Annotated in this window: 23 protein-coding genes; 12 read left to right on the top strand and 11 right to left on the bottom strand. The window is 45.7% G+C overall.

What is annotated here, in order from left to right; all coding sequences use genetic code 11:
- Genes H8706_RS04730 through H8706_RS04775 form a run of 10 tightly spaced genes read left to right on the top strand, consistent with a single transcriptional unit; the run spans position 1 to position 6,425 of the window.
- The gene (locus H8706_RS04730; protein WP_262431707.1) at positions 1-318 is read left to right on the top strand and encodes a head-tail connector protein; all 318 of its coding nucleotides are present in this window, start codon (positions 1-3) and stop codon (positions 316-318) included.
- 3 nt (positions 319-321) lie between these two features.
- The gene (locus tag H8706_RS04735) at positions 322-612 is read left to right on the top strand and encodes a hypothetical protein (protein WP_178347387.1); all 291 of its coding nucleotides are present in this window, start codon (positions 322-324) and stop codon (positions 610-612) included.
- Positions 606-1,004: a minor capsid protein gene (locus tag H8706_RS04740; protein WP_262431708.1), complete on the top strand. Its 399-nt coding sequence runs from the start codon at positions 606-608 to the stop codon at positions 1,002-1,004. Before H8706_RS04735 ends, H8706_RS04740 begins: the two co-directional genes overlap by 7 nt.
- Positions 995-1,405 (top strand): chloramphenicol resistance protein, encoded by a 411-nt coding sequence (locus tag H8706_RS04745; protein ID WP_178347389.1) that lies wholly within the window; start codon positions 995-997, stop codon positions 1,403-1,405. Before H8706_RS04740 ends, H8706_RS04745 begins: the two co-directional genes overlap by 10 nt.
- 40 nt (positions 1,406-1,445) lie before the next feature.
- On the top strand, positions 1,446-1,982 hold the full coding sequence (locus tag H8706_RS04750; RefSeq protein ID WP_178347390.1) for a hypothetical protein: 537 nt from the start codon (positions 1,446-1,448) through the stop codon (positions 1,980-1,982).
- Entirely contained in the window at positions 1,982-2,542 is a 561-nt protein-coding gene (locus H8706_RS04755) for a bacteriophage Gp15 family protein (RefSeq protein ID WP_262431709.1), read from the top strand. The genes H8706_RS04750 and H8706_RS04755 overlap by 1 nt, the downstream gene beginning before the upstream one ends.
- Before the next feature lie 24 nt (positions 2,543-2,566).
- Positions 2,567-3,766: a hypothetical protein gene (locus tag H8706_RS04760; RefSeq protein ID WP_262431710.1), complete on the top strand. Its 1,200-nt coding sequence runs from the start codon at positions 2,567-2,569 to the stop codon at positions 3,764-3,766.
- Positions 3,766-4,623 carry a phage distal tail protein gene (locus tag H8706_RS04765; RefSeq protein ID WP_178347393.1) on the top strand — a complete coding sequence of 286 codons (858 nt, stop codon included), beginning with the start codon at positions 3,766-3,768 and terminating at the stop codon, positions 4,621-4,623. The genes H8706_RS04760 and H8706_RS04765 overlap by 1 nt, the downstream gene beginning before the upstream one ends.
- Positions 4,624-5,571, top strand: coding sequence for a siphovirus ReqiPepy6 Gp37-like family protein (locus tag H8706_RS04770; protein ID WP_262431711.1), 948 nt, complete (start codon positions 4,624-4,626; stop codon positions 5,569-5,571).
- 11 nt (positions 5,572-5,582) lie between these two features.
- Positions 5,583-6,425: a hypothetical protein gene (locus H8706_RS04775; protein WP_262431712.1), complete on the top strand. Its 843-nt coding sequence runs from the start codon at positions 5,583-5,585 to the stop codon at positions 6,423-6,425.
- A gap of 220 nt (positions 6,426-6,645) precedes the next feature.
- Here H8706_RS04775 and H8706_RS04780 read toward each other — a convergent pair whose 3' ends face one another.
- From H8706_RS04780 to H8706_RS04815, 8 genes are all read right to left on the bottom strand, one after another.
- On the bottom strand, positions 6,646-8,064 hold the full coding sequence (locus H8706_RS04780) for an FAD-binding protein (protein WP_262431713.1): 1,419 nt from the start codon (positions 8,062-8,064) through the stop codon (positions 6,646-6,648).
- Between the two features lie 22 nt (positions 8,065-8,086).
- Entirely contained in the window at positions 8,087-9,559 is a 1,473-nt protein-coding gene (locus H8706_RS04785; protein WP_262431714.1) for a xylulokinase, read from the bottom strand.
- 83 nt (positions 9,560-9,642) lie between these two features.
- Complete coding sequence (gene iolB, locus H8706_RS04790; protein ID WP_178347398.1) at positions 9,643-10,431, bottom strand: 5-deoxy-glucuronate isomerase; 789 nt, start codon at positions 10,429-10,431, stop codon at positions 9,643-9,645.
- Positions 10,406-11,335 carry a carbohydrate kinase family protein gene (locus H8706_RS04795; protein ID WP_262431715.1) on the bottom strand — a complete coding sequence of 310 codons (930 nt, stop codon included), beginning with the start codon at positions 11,333-11,335 and terminating at the stop codon, positions 10,406-10,408. The genes iolB and H8706_RS04795 overlap by 26 nt, the downstream gene beginning before the upstream one ends.
- Positions 11,332-12,159 carry a class II fructose-bisphosphate aldolase gene (locus tag H8706_RS04800; RefSeq protein WP_178347400.1) on the bottom strand — a complete coding sequence of 276 codons (828 nt, stop codon included), beginning with the start codon at positions 12,157-12,159 and terminating at the stop codon, positions 11,332-11,334. The genes H8706_RS04795 and H8706_RS04800 overlap by 4 nt, the downstream gene beginning before the upstream one ends.
- A 21-nt stretch (positions 12,160-12,180) precedes the next feature.
- Positions 12,181-13,272 (bottom strand): (Fe-S)-binding protein, encoded by a 1,092-nt coding sequence (locus H8706_RS04805; RefSeq protein WP_262431716.1) that lies wholly within the window; start codon positions 13,270-13,272, stop codon positions 12,181-12,183.
- Positions 13,273-13,293: 21 nt separating this feature from the next.
- Complete coding sequence (locus H8706_RS04810; RefSeq protein WP_178347402.1) at positions 13,294-14,712, bottom strand: FAD-binding oxidoreductase; 1,419 nt, start codon at positions 14,710-14,712, stop codon at positions 13,294-13,296.
- Between the two features lie 34 nt (positions 14,713-14,746).
- On the bottom strand, positions 14,747-16,150 hold the full coding sequence (locus tag H8706_RS04815) for an L-fucose/L-arabinose isomerase family protein (protein WP_178347403.1): 1,404 nt from the start codon (positions 16,148-16,150) through the stop codon (positions 14,747-14,749).
- Positions 16,151-16,427: 277 nt separating this feature from the next.
- On the opposite strand from H8706_RS04815, the gene H8706_RS04820 reads away from it, so the two are divergent.
- Together H8706_RS04820 and H8706_RS04825 are read left to right on the top strand one after the other, a co-directional pair.
- A complete protein-coding gene (locus H8706_RS04820) occupies positions 16,428-18,626 on the top strand; it encodes an alpha-galactosidase (protein ID WP_262431717.1) in 2,199 nt (732 codons plus the stop codon).
- A gap of 142 nt (positions 18,627-18,768) precedes the next feature.
- Positions 18,769-20,154, top strand: coding sequence for an MATE family efflux transporter (locus tag H8706_RS04825; protein WP_262431718.1), 1,386 nt, complete (start codon positions 18,769-18,771; stop codon positions 20,152-20,154).
- 78 nt (positions 20,155-20,232) lie between these two features.
- Here H8706_RS04825 and H8706_RS04830 read toward each other — a convergent pair whose 3' ends face one another.
- The 3 genes from H8706_RS04830 to H8706_RS04840 are packed head-to-tail and all read right to left on the bottom strand — an operon-like array spanning position 20,233 to position 22,017.
- Positions 20,233-20,502, bottom strand: a complete 270-nt coding sequence (locus tag H8706_RS04830) for a DUF1292 domain-containing protein (protein WP_178347406.1) — start codon at positions 20,500-20,502, stop codon at positions 20,233-20,235.
- Complete coding sequence (locus tag H8706_RS04835) at positions 20,499-21,233, bottom strand: YebC/PmpR family DNA-binding transcriptional regulator (protein ID WP_262431719.1); 735 nt, start codon at positions 21,231-21,233, stop codon at positions 20,499-20,501. Before H8706_RS04835 ends, H8706_RS04830 begins: the two co-directional genes overlap by 4 nt.
- A 43-nt stretch (positions 21,234-21,276) precedes the next feature.
- On the bottom strand, positions 21,277-22,017 hold the full coding sequence (locus H8706_RS04840; RefSeq protein WP_262431720.1) for an alpha/beta hydrolase: 741 nt from the start codon (positions 22,015-22,017) through the stop codon (positions 21,277-21,279).
- Positions 22,018-22,327: the final 310 nt, after the last annotated feature.

Genomic DNA, 22,327 nt, shown 5'->3' on the forward strand with positions numbered 1-22,327 from the left:
ATGGTTGACTTTGCTTTTTACACCGAAAAATTTTCGGGCACTTTACTGTCGGAGGACGATTTTAAAAGTTTGGAGCCGAGGGCGTCGGACTATGTGAAATTTTATCTCGGTTACAAATTTAATGAATGTGACGCGGTTAAAAAGGCAATCTGCGCGGTATGCGAGGTTTACTTTAAGCTGGACGGGCGCGACGGGATAAAATCCGAAACGAACGACGGAATTTCACGCACGTTTGAAACGGGCGCGCTTTCAAGGTGCGCCGACGGCGCCATCGCCGTTTATCTTGCGGATACGGGACTTTTATACAGGGGGATATAGGTTATGTATATCACGGTTTTTCACAAGGTTTCGAGCGGATATTCGGCAAAGGTTTACCCTGCGGCGGTGCGCAGAAAAGACGGAATAAGCTTTGTCGGGGGCGGAATTGAGAGCGAAAACGAGGCGGTTGTGAGAATTTACACCAAAAAAGAGCTTGGCATTTCGCCGTACGACAAGGTTGTTTTTGAGAAAAGCACGGCAAAAAATCCGCCCGATACGGCATTTATCATAAAGCGCGTATCCGACAACAGGCGCGGTATTCTTTCGCACATAAGGCTGGACTGCGTATGCTGACGGTTAAAGTTAGCTTTGATATGACCGACGCGATTGTAAAGCGCAGGGGCATTGAAAATTTCGGTCCCGTGCACAACCGCATTAACAACATTATTTTAAGCTATTGCGAGCCGTACATTCCGAAAAGGAGCGGTGCGCTTATCGCAAGCGGAAAAAGCGGTGTCGGGATCGTTTCGTGGAGCGTGCCTTATGCGAAAAAGCAATATTACGAAAACAAGGGGCGCGGACTTCGCGGACGGCTTTGGTTCGACAGAATGTGGGCATCGCGAAAGGGCGAAATTATGGCGGAGGTAAACCGAAGCGAGGGAATATACAACAAAAATCAGGCATATGCGAATATGACAAACGGCCCGAGACGGCTTGATAATTTTGGAGGCAGAAGATGGTTATAGACGGCATTAAAACTTTTTTGGAAACGTGTCCTTATCTTAACGGCGCGGAGGTGGGAATTGATTTTCTCGGCTCGGACGCATACGAATACACCGTTGAGATTATGCCCGAGGGCGGAACAATAAGAAAATACACCGACGGAGAGTGCATTAAACAGGTTGGCTTTGTGTTTGCGTCGCGCAATTTTTACGGCGCGGACAACTGCAAAAATATTGAGTTTTACGAGAACTTTTCTTTATGGCTGGACGAATGTACCGAAAACGGCACCCTGCCGACGCTCGGCGACGGGCTGGAGGCTATAGGCATTGAGGCGGAAAGCTCGGGGTATTTATACGACAGCGCGAAAAATACCGCGAGATACCAAATTCAGTGCAGACTTATTTATCACAAGAGCGGAAAATGATTTTTCGCCCGAATATACAAAAATTTAAGGAGAGAGGAAAATGGCTAATAAAATTAAAAAAAGAAGCGACAAAATTGCTTTTTACGGCATTACCGAGAATAATGCCACCACGTATTACCGTATGAAGGGTTTTACCGATTTTACGGTGAGCAAAAACCCGACGGAATATTCCAGAAAATACGTTGACGAAAGTTTTGAACAGTCGGACGTTGTGGGATATTCTCCGTCCGTTTCGTTTGCGCTTGACGTTATCGGCGGAAACAAGGTTGCGGAGGATATTGAAAAAATTTCGGTTAACGAATCGCTCGGTGCGGACGTTGTGAGAAGTATTGTTATTGTTGATTTATCCAAGAGCGACAACGGCAAGTTTGACGCGGTAAAACGCGATTTTGCCGTTATTATCGACACAGAGGGAAGCGGTACCGACGCTTATCAGATAAGCGGTACACTTAAGGCAAAAAGCAACGTTGTTATCGGCAGCGCAACCACGAGTGACAGTTTTGAAACCGTTACTTTTACAAGCACTATGTCAAGCTCGGACAGCACCGTGGTGAAAGCTTCCGATGACGAACTGTAATGAGTATTTTAACTTCGGCGCTTCCTTCGTTTGTGTGCGTTGACGGCGAAAAATTTGAGATTAACACCGATTTTAAGGTTTATCTTTCGCTCGAGAGCATTATTTTCGATAATTCGGTTTCTGTTTACAGACGTACGGCGAAAATTCTTGCGCTTTGCTACAAAAAGCTCCCGTCCTCTTTGGACGGGGCGCTTGAAGCACTTATGGAATTTTATGCCGGCGGAAGTGATATGCAAAAGAAGTATGATGACGGCAGAAAAGATAACGGGCGCGTTTTGAGCTTTGAGGAGGACGCGCCGTATATTTTAAGCTCGTTTCTTACCGAATACGGCATAAATCTTTTGACCGCGCATCTGCACTGGTGGGAATTTTTGGCTTTGCTTAAAGGTTTGCGCCCGTCGTGCAGACTGTGCGAGGTTATAAAGTACAGGACGGTTGATTTATCGAAAATAAAAAACAGGGAACAAAGGAAATTTTACGCTCGGCAAAAACGTCTTTACGCGCTCAAACGATTTGAGGGCGACGGCGAAATTGCCGAAAATCTTTTGAAGATTTTTTAAAATTATCGGAGGGAAGTGAAAAATATGAATTACGACGGCGAGGTTATTATCGGCACCAAGCTTGACACCGACGGCATTGAAAACGACATTGACAAGCTTAAAAAAGACTTGGCGGACGGGAAATCGTCAAAGCGCATAGGCGAAAACGACATCGGCGAAAAGCTTGTTGAGGGCATTGCGTTCGGCATTAAGAAGAATGCTTATCAGGCAACCGAGGCAATGGACGCGGCGATGAAGGAGCTGAAACTCAAACGAAGTGTCGGGCTTGTTGACGAGGAGGAATACTATGCCGAGATGGAAAATCTGCGCGACAAATATTTTGAAAAGGGTTCGCTCGGCTGGTGGAATTACACGGCGGAAATTATCGGCTACGAAACGAAGGTTTACAACGAACAGCAAAAAAATCTTGAAAAAACGTTTGACGCGATAGAAAAAAGGGTTGAGGAATTTGACAGGACGCTTGACAAAAGTGTTGCAAGCTATGAGCGCAAAATGGAAAGTTTGGCGAACAAGGAGGAAAAATTCTCAAAAAAGCTTACAAACGGTGATTTTGTGCAAAAGCTTACGTTTAACACGGGAGATGACGCAAAATCTGTTTTTGAGGACGGCGTGTGGAAACGCAAAAGCGCCGACGAGGTTTCGTACGGTTTAAACGATTTTAAAAGCGAAATTGCACTTCTTTCAACATATAACAGCCTTTTGGACAAGCTTATGCAAAAGGAAAATCTGCCCGGCGACATTTTGGAGTCGCTCAAAGGCAAGGACGCGGAAAGCGGTATCGGCTTTATGAGTGCGCTTTTAAATTTGAGCGACGAAGATTATGAAAAATATCTCGGCGGTTTATCCGCGCGGAGCGAAATATCGGACAAAATTGCAAAAACGCTTTACAACCGTGAGGCACAGCAGATTAAAGAGGAATTTTTGGGCGAGCTTAAAGAGGCGTTCGGCAACGTCAACGAAAACTTTCTTGAGTGCGGAAAGACGGCGGCGACGGCGTTCGGCAGCAGTTTCGGCGCGAAAATAGAGGAGATTTTAAACAGCATAAAAGCCACCATAGAAAGCGAGCTTGAAAGCATTGAATGTTCGTTCTCGGTGGATGTTTCAAGCGCGGACAAGGGAAATACGCGCATATACAATCTTTACGGCAGCGGAGAAACAACCGCGCAGAAACTTCAGGCGGCGCGCGCGGACGCGGAGCTTGAACATTTGAGAGGGGGATACTGATGAGGCTTACATTTAAAAACAGCGTCGGAACGCTTTATTTCGGCGACGGTGCGGAGTTTAAAATTACGGCAGTTTCGGGGCTTTACGTTCCGTCCAAAACCTACGGCACGGTGCGTTATGCGGAATACGACGGTCAGTTTACTTATCAGAGCAACGCAAATGCGAGGGTTATAACGCTCGGGTGCGACATTGTGTCGAAAAATCTGCGCCCTGCATTGGAGCGCGCCATGCGTGTGCTCAACCGCGCCGGAACGCTCACTTTGGACTACGGCGACAAGGTGAGAAAAATCGAGTGCAGTCAGGTTACCGTTTCTGTGTCGGATAGAAGCACAACCCACGCGGTGTTCGGCGTGCAGTTTGTGTGCGACGACCCGTATTTTACCGACGAACAGCCCGTGAAAGCAGGTATTCACGGCTCGGTTAATCTTATAACCAATCCTATTACACTGCCGTGTATGCTGTCAAGCCGTGACACAAAGAGAATTATCGAAAACGCCGGCGACAAAGACGTTTATCCCATTGTTACAATCCGTGTTGTGAAAAAAGGCACAACCGCGTCGGCAACGGAATACGGATACAAGCTTTTGAACAACACCACGGGCAAGAGCGTGCATTTACAGTATACGTCAAAGGCCGGGGAAAGAATTGTTATTGATTTCGGCAAGAGAACGGTTACAAGCATAAAGGGCGGTACTATTATCACAAATATAATAGGAAATATTGCGCAAGGCTCGGAGCTTGCCGATTTTTATTTAATTCCCGGCGGAAACGAAATTGAAGCGGTTGACCTCGGCACCGATGACGAGTCGCTTATATCGCTGGAATACGAAAACAAATATGTTGAGGCGGTGTATTAAATGGCGGATATAAAGTTTTACGATTTTGAGCTTAATCTTCTGCACATAGACAACGCGTATTCGTCGGTGGACTGGCTGTTAAAATTCAACGACATAGGCACGTTTGAGGCGCATTTTCCCATAAATTCCCCCGTTACGAAGCTTTGTATGGAAAACGAATATATCATAGCCGTGCAGGGTGACAATCAGGCGGTTATAACGGGCAAAAAGGTGTCGTCCGACTTGACGCTTTACGGCAGAACACCAAACTGGTTTTTGTCAAAACGCGTCACGCCTAATTTTGCGCTGATGTATTATTCGCCCGAATTTATCGCAAAACAGCACGTTGCCGCGGCAATGGAGGATGTCAGCAATTTTAAAATTGTGCGTACGTCGGGGTTTACCACAAAAATAAGGTTCTGGCGCAATGTTTACAATCCCACGATAAAGGTTGTTTCGGAGTGTTTGGCGCGTGTGAGCGCAGGGCACAAAATGTGGTTTGACATCGGCGAAAAAAAGCTGAAATACTGCGCGGTAAAGCCTTCCGACACGGGACTTATCATTTCGCGCACAAACTTAAACGCACAGAATTTATCGTATACCGACGATTTTCAGGACAGTGCAAACGGCGGATACTATGAGGTTACCGACGAAAGCACCAGCGAAACCTCGTGGACGGAAATTGCGTCGGACAAAACGGGGCTTTACCGCTGGGTACAGGTTCTCGGGGGCGACAACGAATACGACGCAAAGGCGAGCCTTAAGTCGAAAAGCAGAAAGAAAGACGTGAAATTTGACGTGCGCGATTTAACCTACGGCAAAGATTACTCGCTCGGCGACATTGTGACGGTAAATTCGGAATTCGGCGGCTGCATAAGGAGCGACAGAAAACAGATTACCGAGGTTAACATTTGGTATGAAAACGGAAACTCGGGCGAAAAACCCGTATTTTCGGACACAGATTTATAAGGAGGAAGTTTATGGGCTACAAATTCAGTTTTACAGACAACGCCACGTATTCGGCGGCGGATATTAACGAAATTACAAAAAGGCTTGTGACGAGCGGTGTTGAGGACCCGTTCACCGACGGCACACCGCATAATCTTAAAACGTTTAACCTTTTGAACAGCAATATGATGACGAGCGGAACGGTGCCTGAAACAGACACAAGCTTAAAGGTTGTGCGAAATTCGTCAAACACGGTTACGATAAACCCCGGGACTGCGTTTTTCAGCAATGGTATGACGCTTACGGTTGACGTTAACAAATACACAATTCTTTATTCGGCAGGAACATACACTTATGTTTATCTTTACTACGACGAGGAAACGGGCACGGCTATGCCGAAAACATCTGCGACCACGCCGACGGGAGACTATGTTCTGCTCGCGCACATTGAGGAGGACGGCACAATCGTTGACGAAAGGCAGTATGCGGTGGGAAAAATTCCGAAATACATAAGCGGATACAATCTGCCGACAAAGCTTAAGTACCGCTACAACGGCCCCGGCACGTATGAGATAGATGTTCAGGGCAACAAGTACAATTTCTTTATCGTCCGCGGAGTGTCGCGCGAATACACCGACACCAACTACGAAACCTACGGCACGTGGGAGGTTTGCGACAACAGATATATTTTTGCAACGACCGGCGTTAAAAAGATTTACAAAAGCTATGATTATATGCCGATAAAGGTTATAAACTCAAACGGCGGCTGCGGAGGAATGCTGAGGCTTTCGTATTCGGGGAATATTTTAACGCTCAACATAAGCCAGGTAGGTACTTACGACTGTGAGGGACTTTTGGAAATTACGGCTCTATAAAAGCAAAATCAGCAGAAATTTTTAAAAAATTCTGCTGATTTTTTTATGTTTTGAACCATACTTTTAGGAGAGATGCCGATTTTAAGACTCTCAACGCAGAATATTAAAATCGGCGGCAGCCATACGACATTGAGTATTCAAAGCCGCACAGCAAGTGAAAAAAGTATAGAAGCAAGCTAAATATTTATTTCTATTATTTTATCACAAATTTTTAATTCTGTCAACACAAAACATTCAAAATTTCTTCGGCGGTGCATACAATGCCGTAATCGCAGTACGAAAAAATGCGCGCGTTTCTGTCGGGATTTATGCCGATTACCACGCCGGCTTTTTCTATTGCACAGGTGTGCTGAACCGCGCCCGATATGCCCGCGGCAACGTAAATTTTTGGATTTACGTTTTTGCCCGTAAGACCGACTTGGCAGTCGTACGGCGCTTTGCCCGTATCAACCACGGGACGCGAAACACCGAAACCGAAACCGTTTTTGTCGGCATACGATTTGAAATCGTCGATATAATCGACCGCGCCTTTTCCCACCGAAATGATGACGTCGTTTTCGGTTTTTGCCTCAACGCGCACCGTTGCGAGCGCAGGTTTTTTGGTGCATTTTATCTTTGCGGTGACGTCGCCTCCGAGCGCCGGACGGTACATAAAAAGCTCGTTTCCGTCGGTTTCAAGATAAGTGCAGTCGGCGCAGAGTCCTGTTTTTAAGCGGACCTGCAAAATGGGCGCATATTTTCTGCCCCAAAAGCTTGCCGGGAACAAAACCGCGTCGCAGACATCGGTTTTTAACTTATCTTCAAGCTCGGATATGAATTTTTCGCTTTGGCTTATGTTTTTCTCGTCGGGAATGTCAAAAAGCGTCACGTTTTCGCCGATTGAATTTGCCTGTGCAAGAACGTCTTTTCCCACCGCCCAGACGTTTTTAAGCTTTTTGTCAAAATCTTTTATCTCGATTTTTTTGCTTTCTTTTTTGCGTTCTTCGGCGATTATTCCGGCAAGTTTATCAGGTGTGACAAACTTGCATTTTCGCGTGCCGATTTCGTTTTGAAAGCTTTTCACAACCTGTGTGGGCGAGCCTTTGAGTCCGCATTTTTTAACGTCAACACCAAGGCCGGACGCGGACAAAATTTCAACTTCCTTCGGTTTTTGCCCGATACGCGGAAAACGCAGTGTGTTAATTCTGTCAACGCAGATTACCGCGGGAAAGTCGGCAGTTTCGTCGCACACACGAGTGCGCGTGAAAATTTTGCCGTTTTCCGTTTTGTAAATTTCAAGCACGTTTGTGATGAGCGAATAGTTAAGATATTCCGAAACCGCAGGTCCGACCTGCCCCGTGTCGCCGTCAATGCTCTGACGTCCGCAGATTACGAGGTCGGGCGCGATTTTTTTAATCATTTCGGACAAAACATAGCCCGTTGCAAGGGTGTCCGAGCCGGCAAATGCGGTGTCGCAGAGAAGATGCGATTTTATGTTACCGAGGCGCGAAAGGCGCTTGATCGGGTCAACGGCGCGTTCTCTGCCCATACTTACAATGTGGATTTCGGCTCCGTCAAACGAAAGCGCGCACTCAAGCGCACATTCGTCAAACGGGTTTATTTCGCAGTTTATTTCTTTAACGCAAACAACAATTTTCAAAATAAAACACCCTTTCGGCTAATTATCCGCGGTTTTGATATATCGGCGCAAGCGCGTCGTGAATTTTTTTGTAATCTTTGTAAAGTTCAAGATATTTTTTGTGATTTTCTTCGTTCGGGAGCGTTTCCGACACTTTTTCGGAGCATTTTTCCACTGCCTCCTCAAACGACGGGAAAACGCCCGTTGCAACGCCTGCCGTCATAGCACTGCCGAACGACGAGTCGCTGTTGTTTGTGGTGACAAGCTTGATGTTAAGCATATCCGCAACAATCTGACGCCAAATCGGAGACGCCGCGCCGCCGCCTATGATGGTTGCGCAGTCACCCATTTTTATGCCGATTTCGTGAATGGCATTTTTGCAGTCGATAAGCGAAAATCCAACGCCCTCCATAACCGCACGGCTGAAATGTCCCTTTGTGTGCGACGCGCGCACTCCTGTAAAGCTTGCGCAAAGCTTGGGGTCGTTATACGGCGTAAGCTCGCCGTTAAGATACGGATGATACATAAGTCCGTCCGCGCCGATGGGCGTTTCTTTCGCGCCGGTGTCGAGGTCTTTATACGAACCGCCGAACGTGTCGCGGTACCAGCGGTAGGACGACGCGCACGCTTTTGTCGCGGTGCCGGGATACCACAAGCCTTTTACAAGGTGCGAATAGTTAACAAGGTTTTTGTCGGGATATGCCTTGCCGGTGACAATGCAAATTCTGCCTGCTGTTGCAAGTTTTAATGTCATCTGACCTTCTTTAACCGCGCCCGACGCGAAAACCTCCATAACAGTGTCAGTCGAACCGGTAACGACGGTTGTGCCCTCCAAAAGTCCCGTGTCCTCGCCCGCCTTTTTGGTGATTTTGCCTGCAATGTCTGTAGGCGCTTTAACTTCGGGCATATTTTTAACGTCGAAATTTAAAATTTTGCAAAGCTCCTCCGACCACGAAAGCGTATTTACGTCAAAGAGCATACTGCCTTCCGCCTCGATAAAGTCGGTTGCGTAGTCGCCGCACAGCATATGGCGAACATAGTCCTTTGCAAAAAATATTTTTTTGATTTTCGCAAAGGTTTCGGGCATATTGTTTTTCACCCACAAAAGCTGGGGGAGAGTCCATATTGTGCTCGGCTGATGAAGACACTTTTCGTTTATCATTTCGCCGTAATTTTCTTTTAAATATTCCGCCTCTTTAATGCTTCGCGTGTCCGTCCAGTAGATTGACGGCATAACAACGTTAAAATCGTCATCGGTGACAACGGCGGTGTGAGTTGCCGCGTCAAGGCATACCGCGGTGATGTCGCAGGGGCTGACACCGCTTTCTTTGATAAGCTTTGCAATGCCGACCTTTACCGCGTCATACCAGTCGCCGGGGTTTTGCTCGGCATAGCCTGTTTTGGGGTAAAGAGTGGGATATTCCGTAACTGCGGTTGCGGCAACCTTTCCCTCGTGCGACAAAAGGGTTGCTTTTGATGAACCGCCGCCAAAGTCGATACCAAGTAAATATTTCATAGTAATTTTCCTTTTTATATAAATTTAAAAATACCTGCGCCCTGCAAATAGTTTGCAAAGCGCAGGTTTTGATATAAACTTAATTATTTGTTAAGCCAAGCGTGATCTTCATCGGTTGTCATAAAGAAACCTCTGTTTTTGCCTGCCATAATCCACAAATAGTAGTTTTTGTAGCCCGGTGCACAGTGCTCGGGGTGGTAACCTCTGGGCATTTCAACCATATCACCGCTTTTTACGGTGTATGTTTCGTCAATGTCGCCCTCTTTGGTGTATACTCTCTGAATACCAAAGCCCTGGGGTTTGTCAAATTCGTAGTAGTAAAGCTCCTCTGTTGCCGCTTCGACGGGCATATTGTCGTCGTCGTGCTTGTGAGGGGGATAGCTTGACCACTGACCGCCTTCAACCCAAGCTTCGCCTATGTAGAGAATGTCGGCGTCAACTCTTTCGTCGAGAATGAAGTGAGCCTCTCTCTGCCAGCCGGGTTTGCCGAGGTTTTTGATGATAACGTCTTCAGGTTTGATAAGCGCAGGTTTGTGGTCGTTCTCCGAGGGAGATTTCGATACGCACATAGAAACTTCGCCTATGCCTGTGATTGTAAATTTAGTGTTTCTCGGAACATATACGCAAGCGCAGGGACCGTCAAAAACGTCTTTTCTTTTGCCGACTTCGTTATATTCAAAGCCTTCGCCCGCAACTTTGCATTTTCCGCCGAAAATAATGATACCGAATTCGGTGTCTTTTTCGTCGTATGTTTTTGTTTCGCCGTCGTGAAGTCTTACCATATCAATGGCAACAAGCTTAAGCGAACTGTTTTCTTTTGTTACGATTTCACATTTTCCGTATTTCTTATTCCAGGTTTTCTTTAAATTCATCTGCTTCACGCTCCTTTAAAAATTCAACCGTTTCGTCAAATGACGGCACTGCCGCTCTCGAGCCCATTTTGGTGCATTTCAAAGCGGACACCGCACTTGAGAATATTGCGGCTTTATGATAATTATAACCCTTTTGAACGGCAAATGCAAATGCTCCGTGAAAAACATCGCCCGCGCCGTTTGAATCCACTGCCTCAACCTTAAAGGCAGGATAGGAAATAATTTCTTTTCCGTCGTAGATGATGCCGCCCTCTTTGCCCTTTGTGATGACAACCACTTCGGGTTTATATGTGTCAAAAAGGATTTTTGCGGCGTCCTCGGCGGTTTTTGCGCCCGTAATGCCAAGCGAAAATTCGTAGGACGGAATTAAAATATCGGTAAGAGCAAGAAGCTCTTTTATGCCGTCGTAAAGTCCGCCTGCGTCCAAAAGCACCTTTGTTCCGTTTTCTTTTGCAATGCGTGCCGCCTCAACCGCCGCCGGCATTTCGTTTCCGTCAACCAAAAGAAGTTCGGCGTTTTTAACCGCTTCTTTCTGTTTGTCATTAAGCGAAAGCGCGGGAGTATTGCCTTTGTCGAAAACTATTGTTCTCGACGCGGTGTCCTCCGAAAGCATTACGATTGAGAAAAACGTGTCATAGCCCTTATGAATTGTGATAAGGTCGGTGCCGATGCCGTATTTTTCAAAATCTCTTATAAGAAAATTAGCCTTGTCGTCGTCGGTCATAGAACCGATAAACGACACCTCGCCGCCAAGCTTTGCGGCGGCGACAAGACCCGTTGCGCACGGACCGCCGCCTGCTGCTTTCGAGCCTTTGGCGCGAAGCTTTGTATCTTCGTTTGGATAATTGGGCAAAACCATCAGGGTATCATAAACATTTGCGCCTATTCCGACAATTTTACTCATGCTTTATTTTCAGCTCCCAAAAGTTTGATTTTTTCCGTTGCGAAAGCGGATACAGCTTTGATTGCGTCTTTCATAAAGAGGTCAATAGCGATTAAATCTCTTGAAGTATCGAATACTGTGTTGAGGAACGAACAGCAAACATCGGTACCGAAGTTGATTTTTGTGATACCTGCTTTGATAGCCTCTTTAATCTGGTCGTCGCCTACGCCCGAACCGCCGTGAAGAACGAGAGCAACATCTGTTGCGTCTGCGATTTCTTTAATTCTGTCAATAGCAAGCTTCGGAGCCTGTTTGTAGTGACCGTGAGCCGTGCCGACCATAATAGCAAGTGCGCAAACGCCTGTTTCCTTAACGTATTTAACAGCCTCGTCAACCTTTGTATATTCGGTTGTGATGCCGTCTTTTGTAGAACCGATGTGTCCGAGCTCGCCCTCGATGGGAACGTTAACCGCCGCACACATTTCTTTGATTTTCTTGGTTGTTGCAATGTTTTCTTCAAAGCTCTGCATAGACGCGTCAATCATAACGCCTGTGCAGCCGTAACGGAGCGCTCTGGTAACTTCTTTTTCGCCTGCGCCGTGGTCCAAATGGAAGCAAACGGGAACGTCAGCCTCCTGCGCCGCTTTCAAAACGATAGGAGCAAGATAGAAAGCTTCTTCGTTTGAGAAAAGACGCGAATAGGACTGAATGATAACCGGTGCTTTCGCTTTTTTAGCCGCGTCGATAACGCCCATAACGGTTTCCATATTGTAAACGTTAAATGCAGGAATGGCAAAGCCTTTTCCTTTTGCAATGTCGAGTATTTCTTTTAAATTAACAAGCATTTTTAACCCTCCGAACTTAAATTATTTCAAGTTATCCGCGATAAGCTCGTGAATACTGATGATGTCAATACCGCCGTCGATTTTCTTTGCCGCCTCGTATTCGCCTACACACTCGAATACAACGCACTCACCGCCGACACGTTTAGCGTCGTCAAGACGTCTTGACGCAACTTTGTCGATAACGTTGGGAATGTATTCTCTCAAAAGGATACTGCCTGCCCAAACTGTTTCTTTCTTAACGAGGAGCATATCGCAGATGTCGCCGATTTTTTCAACAATGCCTCTTGTGTTGTCCTCTTCAAGGTCGCGCGCGAGGAAGAAAGAATCCTGAACGCTGTATTTTTTCGGAGCGGATTTAAGAGCGATTTTGCCGTCAGCAAGAAGTTTTGCGCAAAGCGCTGTGAATGTGATAACTTCCGCTTTAAGGTCAATGTTCCACTCTTTGTATTCGCGGAGAAGTGTTTTAGCGTCAGCAGGGTCAACCGTGATGATTGTCTTAAAGCCGCTTACTTCTTTTGCAAATTTCTCCATAACTTCTTTTGTTTCGCTTGCCGCGCCGATAAGTGTGTCGAGAACGTATCCTGTGTCGGGCTCGTCTGCCAAAACGGTGTATTCAACGCCTGCTTTGTCGAGAACTTTCATAGCCGCGATTGCGCTGTCTTTTCCTACATATCTTGCGTCTGCGCCGAGAATAAGAACAGTGTCTTTTTTGTCAGCGTGTTTTTTGATTTCAGCAGCAAGGTCGGACGCAATTTCTTTTACGCCGTAGGGGTTTTTGTTTGCTGCAACGCTCTCGAGCATTTTTGTTATGTAAGCAGGAGTCTGGTCGTTAAGAGCCGCCTCAAGTCTTACTTCTTTTGTAAATTTAACGGGGTCCCAGCCTGTTGCGCAGTCTTTTGTGCAGGCACCGCAGAGCGCACATTCGTAAACGTTGTCTACAATACTGCCTTCAAGCTTAGCCGCACCGCGCTCAACGAGCGAAAGCGAAAGCGCTCTTGCTCTTGCAGTGTTTCTCTCCTGACCTGTTGCGTTGCCGATAGGGCAGATGTGACGGCACATCCAGCAAAATCTGCAGCTGTCTATAATTTCTTTGCTTTTATTTGAAATTAACATAATTAAAAATCCTCCCTTTTATTATAATCCGAGTTTGTACGGATTTAAAATTCCGTTCGGGTCGAGCTGTTTCTTAAGACCTTCAAATACCTGCATAGCAGGGCCGTACTGTTCTTTCATAAGTCTGCCGAGCTTGATGCCGACGCCGTGGTGGTCGTTAACAACACCGCCGTTAGCAAGCGCTGTTCTTACACCGCAAGTCCAGATTTCGTTGTGGAGTTTTAATGCCTCGTGCGGGTCTTTGGGAGGATTGTCAACGATAAATCTGTCGTAAATCATACAACCCCATTCATACCAGTGCGAGAAGTGAGCGATAAATCTTGCCATCGGGAAGTTTGTTTCGATAGCTTTTTTCATCTCCCAGTAGATGTTTTCGATTTTGTCGTAAGGAGCGATTGTGTCCATTGTACCGAACATCTGCGGTAAATCCATCATATGACCGGGATAGAAGAATGTAATCTTTTCGTCCCACCATTTTTTACCGTATTCGCTGCCGAGATCCTCTGCGCCGTATTTTGCGAATGTCGAAAGAAGGATTTTTTCTTCAACTTCAACAAGTTCCGAAACGCCTTCGATAGCAATGTTCATAAATGCGCCCGGTTTTTCTACGCCGACAATTTTCTTAATAAGTGTAGCTGTTTCAGCTTCGTTGTAAAGACGCATAACCGAAGGTTTGAATTTCTGCAAAAGTTCTCTTGATGCCGAGAACGCGTCTGTCATATTTTTAAAGAGGAAACCTCTGAAACGTCTTTCTTCCGGCTGGTCGTAAATTCTGATCTGTGCCTTTGTCATAATGCCGAGAGTACCCTCACTGCCTATGAACATCTGGTTGAGGTCGGGACCTGCCGCGTGTTTCGGTGCGGGCGATGTTTCAATGATGTCGCCGTTGGGGAGAACAACCTCCATACCGAGAACCATATCGTCGATCTTTCCGTATTTTGTGGATACAACGCCGATACCTCTGTGAGCCAAAAATCCGCCGACAGTAGAGCAGGTGAGCGAAGAAGGATAGTGCATTGTAGCTTTGCCTCTTTCGTTAGCCATCCACTCAAGGTGTTTGTAGATTGTACCCGTACCGCACTCTATGTACATAGCTTTTTCGTTAACGTTGTAGATTTTGTCCATTCTCTTTGTGTCGAGAACGATACCGCCGCAAACCGGAATAGCGCCGCCCTGCGTACCGCCGCCGCCGCCCCAGGTTGTTACGGGAATTTTATAGTAATTTGCAATTTTCAAAACTTTGGAAACTTCTTTTGCGTCCTTGGGCGATACAACCATATCGGCCTCGGGCATTCTTAAGCCTCTGTCAGCCCACATTCTGGAAAGCCAGTAGTAGTCTACACTGTGAGTGATTTTGTCAATTTCTCTTGTAGAACAGTTTTCTTTTCCGACTGCATCCTCAAGCTCGGAGGCAATCATATCAAATAAAAATTCGTTCATTTTGTTTTCTCCTTTTTATTATAATTTTTAATGATTAGCTGTTTATATCGTCAAATTCGAGGTTGGGAATATATTTTGTAAATTCTTCCAAAACCTCGGCATAATCGCCGTAAATCTCGCTCATATGGTGAATGTACGGGCCGTTGATAAGCTTTTTCTCAAGCTTTGAAAGGTCGTTGAATTCAGCCCACATATAAGTACCGAACGTGTAAGGACCCTCGCAGGTATTGAATTTTCCGCCGAGAAGTTTGTATGTTCCTCTTTCGCCCTGGAAACGTGTGATTGTGTATGTACCGTCTTTTGCCGGGAAACTCGGTTTTGTGTTAAAGAGTTTAGCCGGTGCGCCCTCTTTTTTAGCCGAAAGCGGGAAAGGTCCGCAGTGCCACAAAAGTTCGGAGTTTTTGTTGATGGGGTTTCTTGCGGTAAATTCGCCGAAGAGCGGTTTTGCTCCGCCGCGCGATGCCGAAAGAAGTATTGCCTGCGAAATTGCACCGTGAAGGTCGGATTCACAGGTTACGATATAACCCATATCGTAGAGTATGCTCATTGCAAGACACGGGTTTGCGTTGAACGCCTGGGGCATTGATGTCCAGCATTCCGACAAAAGCACGTCTGCGTCGTTTTCTTCAAACACTTCAATATAAGCATAAACGAATGTGAGCATTCTTTTAAGTGTTTCGTCGTCGAGACCGCCGACGTCGTACTGTGTTTTGAGTCTTGCAAGGTCAACGTCGAGAACGCCCTGCTTTTCTTTGTAGAGTCTTTCAAGCTTCTGTGTGAAGATTGTCATATTAACGGTTGAAATGTTTGTGCCGAATTTTTCGGTAATTTCAAGCTCGTTCGACATAACGCTCTTAAACGGGTTAAGACGTGTGCCGACCTGTGTAACCTTGAGGTTTTTGAAGTTTTTAACCATTGTTGCAACCGAGAAGAATTTTTTAAGACCGTCAGCAAAAATTTCGTCCTCAATCTGACAGTTTTCAATGTAAGAAAACGGAACATTGAGTCTTTTAAGCTGCTTGCTGATTGCGAAAAGTCCGCACTGTGCGTCGGTGAAACGTCCGCCGTCCTCGTCGAAACGCATATCCTGCGGTCCCCAGAGGAGCGTGGGAAGATTCATCATTTTTGCGATTGTGCCCGCCGCTTCTTCGTTTCCGAAGTTGCAGTTGATAATGAAAATCGCGTTAACTCCCTCTTTTACAAAGTAATCTCTTACCTTTGCACAGTCGGAAACCTCCGAGAGAAGTCCTTCCTCGTTAAGCCATTCCAAATCCACGAACGCAGTGTTTTCGTCTGTGAAATTGTCTTTTATGTACTTAACGATGTGGTTTTTGTTTTCCACAGCGTACTTCGGTGCGAAGATGCCTTTTCTGGTTTTCCAGTCAGCAAGGTATCTTCTTTCGGTCACAAGACCGATTTTGAGTTTGTAGTCCATCATTTTTAATCACCCTTTGTTTATGAAAATAATTTTTATTATTTTGCTTTTTAAACAAAAATATTTTAGCACATAATGAAAAAAATTTCAATACCTTTTTCAAAAAAAACAATGATTTTACACTTTTTGTGTAAATATTACAAATATCTGTCTAAAAGATGTGCAATATAATGAATTTTTACTGTATAATGAGGGAAATTTTTTGTTTCGGTTGACTTTGCGGTTTATCTGTGATATTATGCAAATATGTAAAAATGTGATTTTTTAAGGAGGATACAAAATGCCTGTTTCATTTGACGAAAAAAACAAAGTTTTTAACGTATATACCAAAAATTTCAGTCTTGTTTTCGGTATATTCAAAGAGAAAGTTCCCGTTTTGATTTATAGCGGAAAGAGAATAAAAAATACCTATGATATGGATAAAATGCTGGATTTTCAGCTCAAAAGAATAGTGTCGTTTTCGGCGCGAAACAAAGACCTTGACGGCGAAATAACGCTTGAGGCTGCCTCAGCGCTTTATCCTACATACGGCAACCCCGATTTGAGAATTCCTGCGCTTTCAATCACGCACAAAGATGGCACAATGTGCTCAAATTTTTATTATAAAGAGCACAAAATAACAGATGATGTTGTAAAACCGGACGGACTTCCTTATGTTTACAGCGAGGACGGCGACAACGTTCAGACGCTCGAATTAAAGCTTTACGACGAATTGAGCAGGCTCACTCTCACGCTTTCGTACACCGCTTTTTACGACTACGACGTTATCACGCAGAACGTCAAGCTTGAAAACGGCGGCGAAAAGGTGAAAATCGACAGGATTATGAGCGCTGCACTCGATTTGCGCGATAAAGATTTTGAGTTTATTCATCTTTACGGTCACTGGGCGAGAGAGCGTCAAATTCAGCGTACACCGCTTATAAACGGCGGTATGACAATCGATTCGAAACGCGGTTCGTCCAGCGCTCACCACAACCCGTTTTTTGCGCTTGCACGCAAAAACACCGACGAGTTTTCGGGCGAGGTTTACGGTTTCACTCACCTTTACAGCGGTAACTTTGTTGCCGGCGTTGAGGTTGACACGCTTAACAACACGCGCGCATTTATCGGCTTAAATCCGTTTAATTTCGGCTGGACGCTTGAAAAGGGCGAAAGCTTCACGGCGCCCGAGGGTGTTATCACGTATTCGTGCGAGGGCATCGGCAAAATGTCCGACAACCTGCAAAAGCTTGCAAGAAGAAGAATTTGCCGCGGAAAATACCGTGATATCGAGCGCCCCGTTCTTCTCAACAACTGGGAGGCTACGTATTTTGACTTTAATGAAGAAAAACTTGTCAGCATTGCCAAAAAGGCGAAGGAGGCAGGCGTTGAGCTTTTTGTTCTGGACGACGGCTGGTTCGGCAAACGCGACGACGACAAATCCTCGCTCGGCGACTGGTTTGTGGATAAGGCAAAACTTCCGAACGGCATAGAGGGACTTGTTAAAAAGGTTAACGATATGGGGCTTAAATTCGGACTTTGGTTTGAGCCCGAGGCTATTTCACCCGTCAGTGAGCTTTATGAAAATCACCCAGACTGGTGCCTGCACATAAACGGCAGACCGCAGAACGAGGGCAGAAACGAGTATCTTCTCGATTTGTCGCGCAAAGAGGTTTGCGATTACGTTATAAAATTTATGTCCGATATTTTGGGCAGTGCGAACATTGAATACGTTAAATGGGATATGAACCGCAATATGACTGACGTCGGCAGTGCGGATATCGCCCCCGAAAGACAGTGCGAGGTTGCGCACCGTTATATGCTCGGACTTTACAGAATTTTGGAAACGCTCAATCAAAGATTCCCCGATGTGCTTTTTGAGGGCTGTTCGGGCGGCGGCGGACGTTTCGACTACGGTATGCTCCATTACTTCCCCCAGATTTGGACGAGTGACGACAGCGACGCGGTGGAAAGACTTTATATCCAGCACGGCACAAGTATGCTCTATCCCACGTCTGCAATGGGCGCACACGTTTCTGCGGTTCCCAACCATCAGGTTCACCGCACCACGTCGATAGATATGCGCGGCCGCGTTGCAATGTGCGGTCAGTTCGGCTACGAGCTTGACTTAAACAAGCTTTCCGAGGAGGAGTTTGAGGCGGTAAAAGAGCAGATTAAGCTTTACAAGAAAATTTCGCATATCACACATCAAGGCACAATGTACAGACTTCTCTCGCCGTTTGAGGGAAATTACACGGCCTGGGAGTTTGTGTCGGAGGACGAAAACGAAATTGTGCTTATGATTGCAAGCATTATCCGACGCGGCGGCTGGCTGCCGTTTACGCAAATCAAGCTTAAAGGACTTGATGAAAACGCATACTATAAGGTGGAAAACACCGGCGAAATCTACGGCGGCGATTTCCTTATGAATGTGGGATTTAAGCGTGCACCCGACAGTGACTTTGAAAGCGAGCTTCTTATTATCAAAAAAGTTAAATAAAACATTTCAAAATTACGGCGGAGATAAAAATCCGCCGTAATTTTCTGCCAAATTGTGCTTTTTAGGTTGACTTTTCAGCATAAACGGAGTATGATATAATGTAGTAAATTTAATGAAAAATTTATGAAAAGGATATGTAAAAATGAGTGTGTTTAAAGGCAGAAACAGGCACAATACCGATATGCTTTCAGGTTCTTTGTGGGATAAAATTCTGATGTTTGCACTTCCGCTTGCGGCGAGCAGTATGCTCCAGCAGCTTTTCAACTCCGCCGACGTTGCAGTGGTGGGAAAGTTCACCGGAAAACAGGCGCTTGCGGCGGTCGGAAGCAACGGACCCGTAATCAACCTTTTGGTTAACTTTTTTGTGGGAATTTCGGTTGGCACAAACGTTGTTATTGCACGGTACATAGGAAGCGGAAATGAAAAAAGAGCGAACAGCGCCGCACACACCGCGGTTTTGGTTTCGGTAATCTGCGGATTTGTGATAATGGCGCTCGGACTTTTGGTTTCGCCGCTGATACTCAATCTCATCGGTACGCCCGACGATTTTATAGATCTCGCGGTGCTTTATCTGCGCATATATTTCTGCGGTATGCCGTTTATGATGCTTTATAACTTCTGCTCGGCGATTTTCCGCAGTAAGGGCGACACCAAAAAACCGCTGATTTACCTTTTTGTGTCGGGAATTGTGAATGTAATTCTTAACCTGATTTTCGTAATCGTGTTTAAAATGGGCGTTGCCGGTGTTGCAATCGCAACGGTTATATCAAATATGATAAGCTCGGTTTTAATGCTCCGTTCGCTCACAAAAGAAGAGGGCGCGATTAAAATTACGCTTAAAAACCTTAAAATAGACAAACGAAATCTTTCCGAAATTATCCGCGTAGGTATGCCGGCGGGTATACAGGGAATGGTTTTCTCAATCTCCAACGTGTGCGTTCTGTCGGGTCTTAATTTGCTCGGAACGGACGTTGTTTCGGCATCGAGCGCGGCGCAGAACTACGAAAATCTCATTTATTTTATGTCAAACTCGTTCGCACAGGCGACGGTGACGTTTGTCAGCCAAAACTACGGCGCCGGGAACCTTAAAAGATGCAAAAGGGCAGTGCTCATCGGAATGGGATTGAGCGTTGCGGCATCGGCTGCAATGTTTGCAGTGTTTATTGTGTTCCGCACACCGCTCCTCGGCATTTATACCGACGATAAGGAAATTATAAGAATTGCGTCGCAAAGGCTCGCGGTGGTGGGCGGTACGCATTTTATGTGCGGTATTATGGATAATATTTCGTGCTGTATGCGCGGACTCGGCTATTCGCTCGAACCGGCACTCATATCTATGGCAGGCGCGTGCGGACTCCGCGTTTTGTGGATTTATACCGTGTTCAAAAAGGTGCAGACGTTCGCAATGCTGGTTGCGGTTTATCCCATAAGCTGGTTTGCAACGGCATTGGTTCTGGGAATTGTGTGCATTTATAAGTTTAAAGTTGCCGAGAAAAAATCGGCACGGCTTGCTGATGCGGTTGAATAAATAAAATATGATGTAAATAAAAAAAATATCCGCCCGTGTTCGGGCGGATATTTTTGTGTTTGCAGTTCGTGCGTATTTTTATTCTTCGCTCATCTCGTCGAAAATACGGTCAAGCTCTGCCGACGCATTTTCAAATTCTTCGTCGTCGGTGATGTCGAGCAGGTCAAATTCGCCGTTTTTATGTTCACGGTAGCCGTAAACAAAAATTTCGCCCTCTCTCTTTTCTCCCTCGACCGGTGTAACCGCGATATACTCCTTGCTGTTTGCCTCAAACGTACCCAAAATTTCGCAATCGATTTTTTCGCCGTTATCGCCCGAAAGCGTCACAACGTTATTTTCGCCGTTCATTCGTTTTCTTCCTCCCAGTTGTGGTAGATGTCCTGAACGTCGTCGTTGTCCTCAAGATTTTCGATAAGTTTCTGCATCATCAAAATATCGTGGTCATCGGTAAGTTTTATATAATTCTGCGGAACCATTTCAACCTCCGCCGACGCATATGCGTAATTTTTATCTTCAAGCGCCGCCACGACGTCCGAAAAATCGTCGGGCGAGGTGGTGATTTCATAATACTCGTCGTTCGCCTCAAAATCCTCTGCACCTGCGTCGAGAGCGTCCATTGTAATTGTGTCCTCGTCGATGTCGTCTGCTTTTAAGATGATGATTTTGCCCTTTTTGTCAAACATCCAGCTAACCGAGCCGTTTGTGCCGAGATTTCCCCCGAATTTGTCGAAATAATGGCGCAAATCACCTGCTGTTCTGTTTCTGTTGTCGGTGAGCGTTTCAACGATAACCGCAACGCCCGACGGACCGTATCCTTCGTATGTGATGTTTTCATAGCTGTCCTCGTTGCCGTCGCCCAGCGCCTTTTTGATACATCTTGAAATATTGTCGTTGGGCATATTGTTTGAGCGCGCCTTTGCGATAATATCTTTAAGTTTTCTGTTAACCTCGGGGTCTGCGCCGCCGCTTTTAACCGCAACGGTTATTTCTCTGCCGAGTTTTGTGAAAATTTTGCCCTTTTGAGCGTCCGTTTTTTCCTTTTTATGCTTAATATTCGACCATTTAGAATGTCCTGACATAACTTAAATTCCTCCGTATATTTTTATTGCAATTTATTTTTTTCTATTTTTCGTTTACAAAAAACTTAATCGCGCGTTCTATGTATTTGTCCCAGAAATTCCACTCGTGCGCACCTTTGTCTTCTTCGTAAACGTGATCAAAACCTTTGTCCGCTATAACTTCGCGGAATTTTTTGTTGTCGTTATACAAAAAATCTTCCGTTCCGCAAGCCTGATAAAGACGGGGTTTGTGAGCACCGCTGAAATTTTTTACCAGCGTGATGACGCTTTCGTCTGTGCCCTCCAACGTGTCGCCCTCACCGAACGCAAGGTATGCGTCGTTTTTCCAGTCGCCCGTCGGTTTCGCGTGGGACGAAATATCGAGCACGCCCGAAAGAGATGCAGCCGCGGAAAACGTTTCGCTCTCTCGCAGTGCAATTTTAAACGCGCCGTAACCGCCCATAGAAAGCCCTGCAACAAACGTGTCCTCCCGTTTTTTGCTCAAACGGAACACCTTTCTTGTGTATTCAACAAGTTCCTTTGTGACAAAGGTGTAAAAATTTCTTCCGAATTTCATATCGGTGTAAAAACTGCGGTCAACGTTCGGCATAATAAGCGCAACGCCTGCGTTTTGCGCATAGCGCTCAACACTGCTCCGCCTTTCCCAGGCGGTGTGATTGTCCGAAAGTCCGTGCAGAAGATATACCGTTTTTATGTTGTCGGCGCAGTCTTCGGGAATAACCGCGTTAAAGCAGACGTCCTGTCCGAGCTCCGCCGATTTGTAATAACAGTTAAAGAAAGCCATATATAAAAATCTCCATTCTGCCGCCCTGCGCCGAAAAACGGCAATAAAATTTCTCTTATCCGCAGGGCAAGGAATGATAAGAGATTTTTCGCCCATGTGCGTTTCTAAAGGCTTTGCCTTTAGAAAATTTCGCACGGGCACAAATCCGTACAAGGTTAATGCGGAAGTTTCTTCAGCATTAACCTCCACTATTATATTTTATCGTAAATAGCCGAAAAGTCAAGTTTTTTTTGCACTTTTTGTGATAAACGGCGTAAAAACGGAATAGAAATATAACATAATACAAAAAATAAAGTTTGGGGAGTGTATA

The sequence above is a fragment of the Qingrenia yutianensis genome (genome assembly GCF_014385105.1).
Taxonomy (GTDB): Bacteria; Bacillota; Clostridia; order UMGS1810; family UMGS1810; genus Qingrenia; species Qingrenia yutianensis.

What these genes read in the sequence shown, in the direction of transcription:
- H8706_RS04800 (WP_178347400.1), bottom strand. Translation starts at nt 12,159, where the DNA reads ATGCTTGTTAATTTAAAAGAAATACTCGACATTGCAAAAGGAAAAGGC.
- H8706_RS04830 (WP_178347406.1), bottom strand. Translation starts at nt 20,502, where the DNA reads ATGAACGGCGAAAATAACGTTGTGACGCTTTCGGGCGATAACGGCGAA.
- H8706_RS04730 (WP_262431707.1), top strand. Translation starts at nt 1, where the DNA reads ATGGTTGACTTTGCTTTTTACACCGAAAAATTTTCGGGCACTTTACTG.
- iolB (WP_178347398.1), bottom strand. Translation starts at nt 10,431, where the DNA reads ATGAATTTAAAGAAAACCTGGAATAAGAAATACGGAAAATGTGAAATC.
- H8706_RS04825 (WP_262431718.1), top strand. Translation starts at nt 18,769, where the DNA reads ATGAGTGTGTTTAAAGGCAGAAACAGGCACAATACCGATATGCTTTCA.
- H8706_RS04765 (WP_178347393.1), top strand. Translation starts at nt 3,766, where the DNA reads ATGAGGCTTACATTTAAAAACAGCGTCGGAACGCTTTATTTCGGCGAC.
- H8706_RS04735 (WP_178347387.1), top strand. Translation starts at nt 322, where the DNA reads ATGTATATCACGGTTTTTCACAAGGTTTCGAGCGGATATTCGGCAAAG.
- H8706_RS04815 (WP_178347403.1), bottom strand. Translation starts at nt 16,150, where the DNA reads ATGATGGACTACAAACTCAAAATCGGTCTTGTGACCGAAAGAAGATAC.
- H8706_RS04820 (WP_262431717.1), top strand. Translation starts at nt 16,428, where the DNA reads ATGCCTGTTTCATTTGACGAAAAAAACAAAGTTTTTAACGTATATACC.
- H8706_RS04740 (WP_262431708.1), top strand. Translation starts at nt 606, where the DNA reads ATGCTGACGGTTAAAGTTAGCTTTGATATGACCGACGCGATTGTAAAG.
- H8706_RS04745 (WP_178347389.1), top strand. Translation starts at nt 995, where the DNA reads ATGGTTATAGACGGCATTAAAACTTTTTTGGAAACGTGTCCTTATCTT.
- H8706_RS04750 (WP_178347390.1), top strand. Translation starts at nt 1,446, where the DNA reads ATGGCTAATAAAATTAAAAAAAGAAGCGACAAAATTGCTTTTTACGGC.
- H8706_RS04835 (WP_262431719.1), bottom strand. Translation starts at nt 21,233, where the DNA reads ATGTCAGGACATTCTAAATGGTCGAATATTAAGCATAAAAAGGAAAAA.
- H8706_RS04755 (WP_262431709.1), top strand. Translation starts at nt 1,982, where the DNA reads ATGAGTATTTTAACTTCGGCGCTTCCTTCGTTTGTGTGCGTTGACGGC.
- H8706_RS04840 (WP_262431720.1), bottom strand. Translation starts at nt 22,017, where the DNA reads ATGGCTTTCTTTAACTGTTATTACAAATCGGCGGAGCTCGGACAGGAC.
- H8706_RS04775 (WP_262431712.1), top strand. Translation starts at nt 5,583, where the DNA reads ATGGGCTACAAATTCAGTTTTACAGACAACGCCACGTATTCGGCGGCG.
- H8706_RS04760 (WP_262431710.1), top strand. Translation starts at nt 2,567, where the DNA reads ATGAATTACGACGGCGAGGTTATTATCGGCACCAAGCTTGACACCGAC.
- H8706_RS04810 (WP_178347402.1), bottom strand. Translation starts at nt 14,712, where the DNA reads ATGAACGAATTTTTATTTGATATGATTGCCTCCGAGCTTGAGGATGCA.
- H8706_RS04805 (WP_262431716.1), bottom strand. Translation starts at nt 13,272, where the DNA reads ATGTTAATTTCAAATAAAAGCAAAGAAATTATAGACAGCTGCAGATTT.
- H8706_RS04785 (WP_262431714.1), bottom strand. Translation starts at nt 9,559, where the DNA reads ATGAAATATTTACTTGGTATCGACTTTGGCGGCGGTTCATCAAAAGCA.
- H8706_RS04770 (WP_262431711.1), top strand. Translation starts at nt 4,624, where the DNA reads ATGGCGGATATAAAGTTTTACGATTTTGAGCTTAATCTTCTGCACATA.
- H8706_RS04795 (WP_262431715.1), bottom strand. Translation starts at nt 11,335, where the DNA reads ATGAGTAAAATTGTCGGAATAGGCGCAAATGTTTATGATACCCTGATG.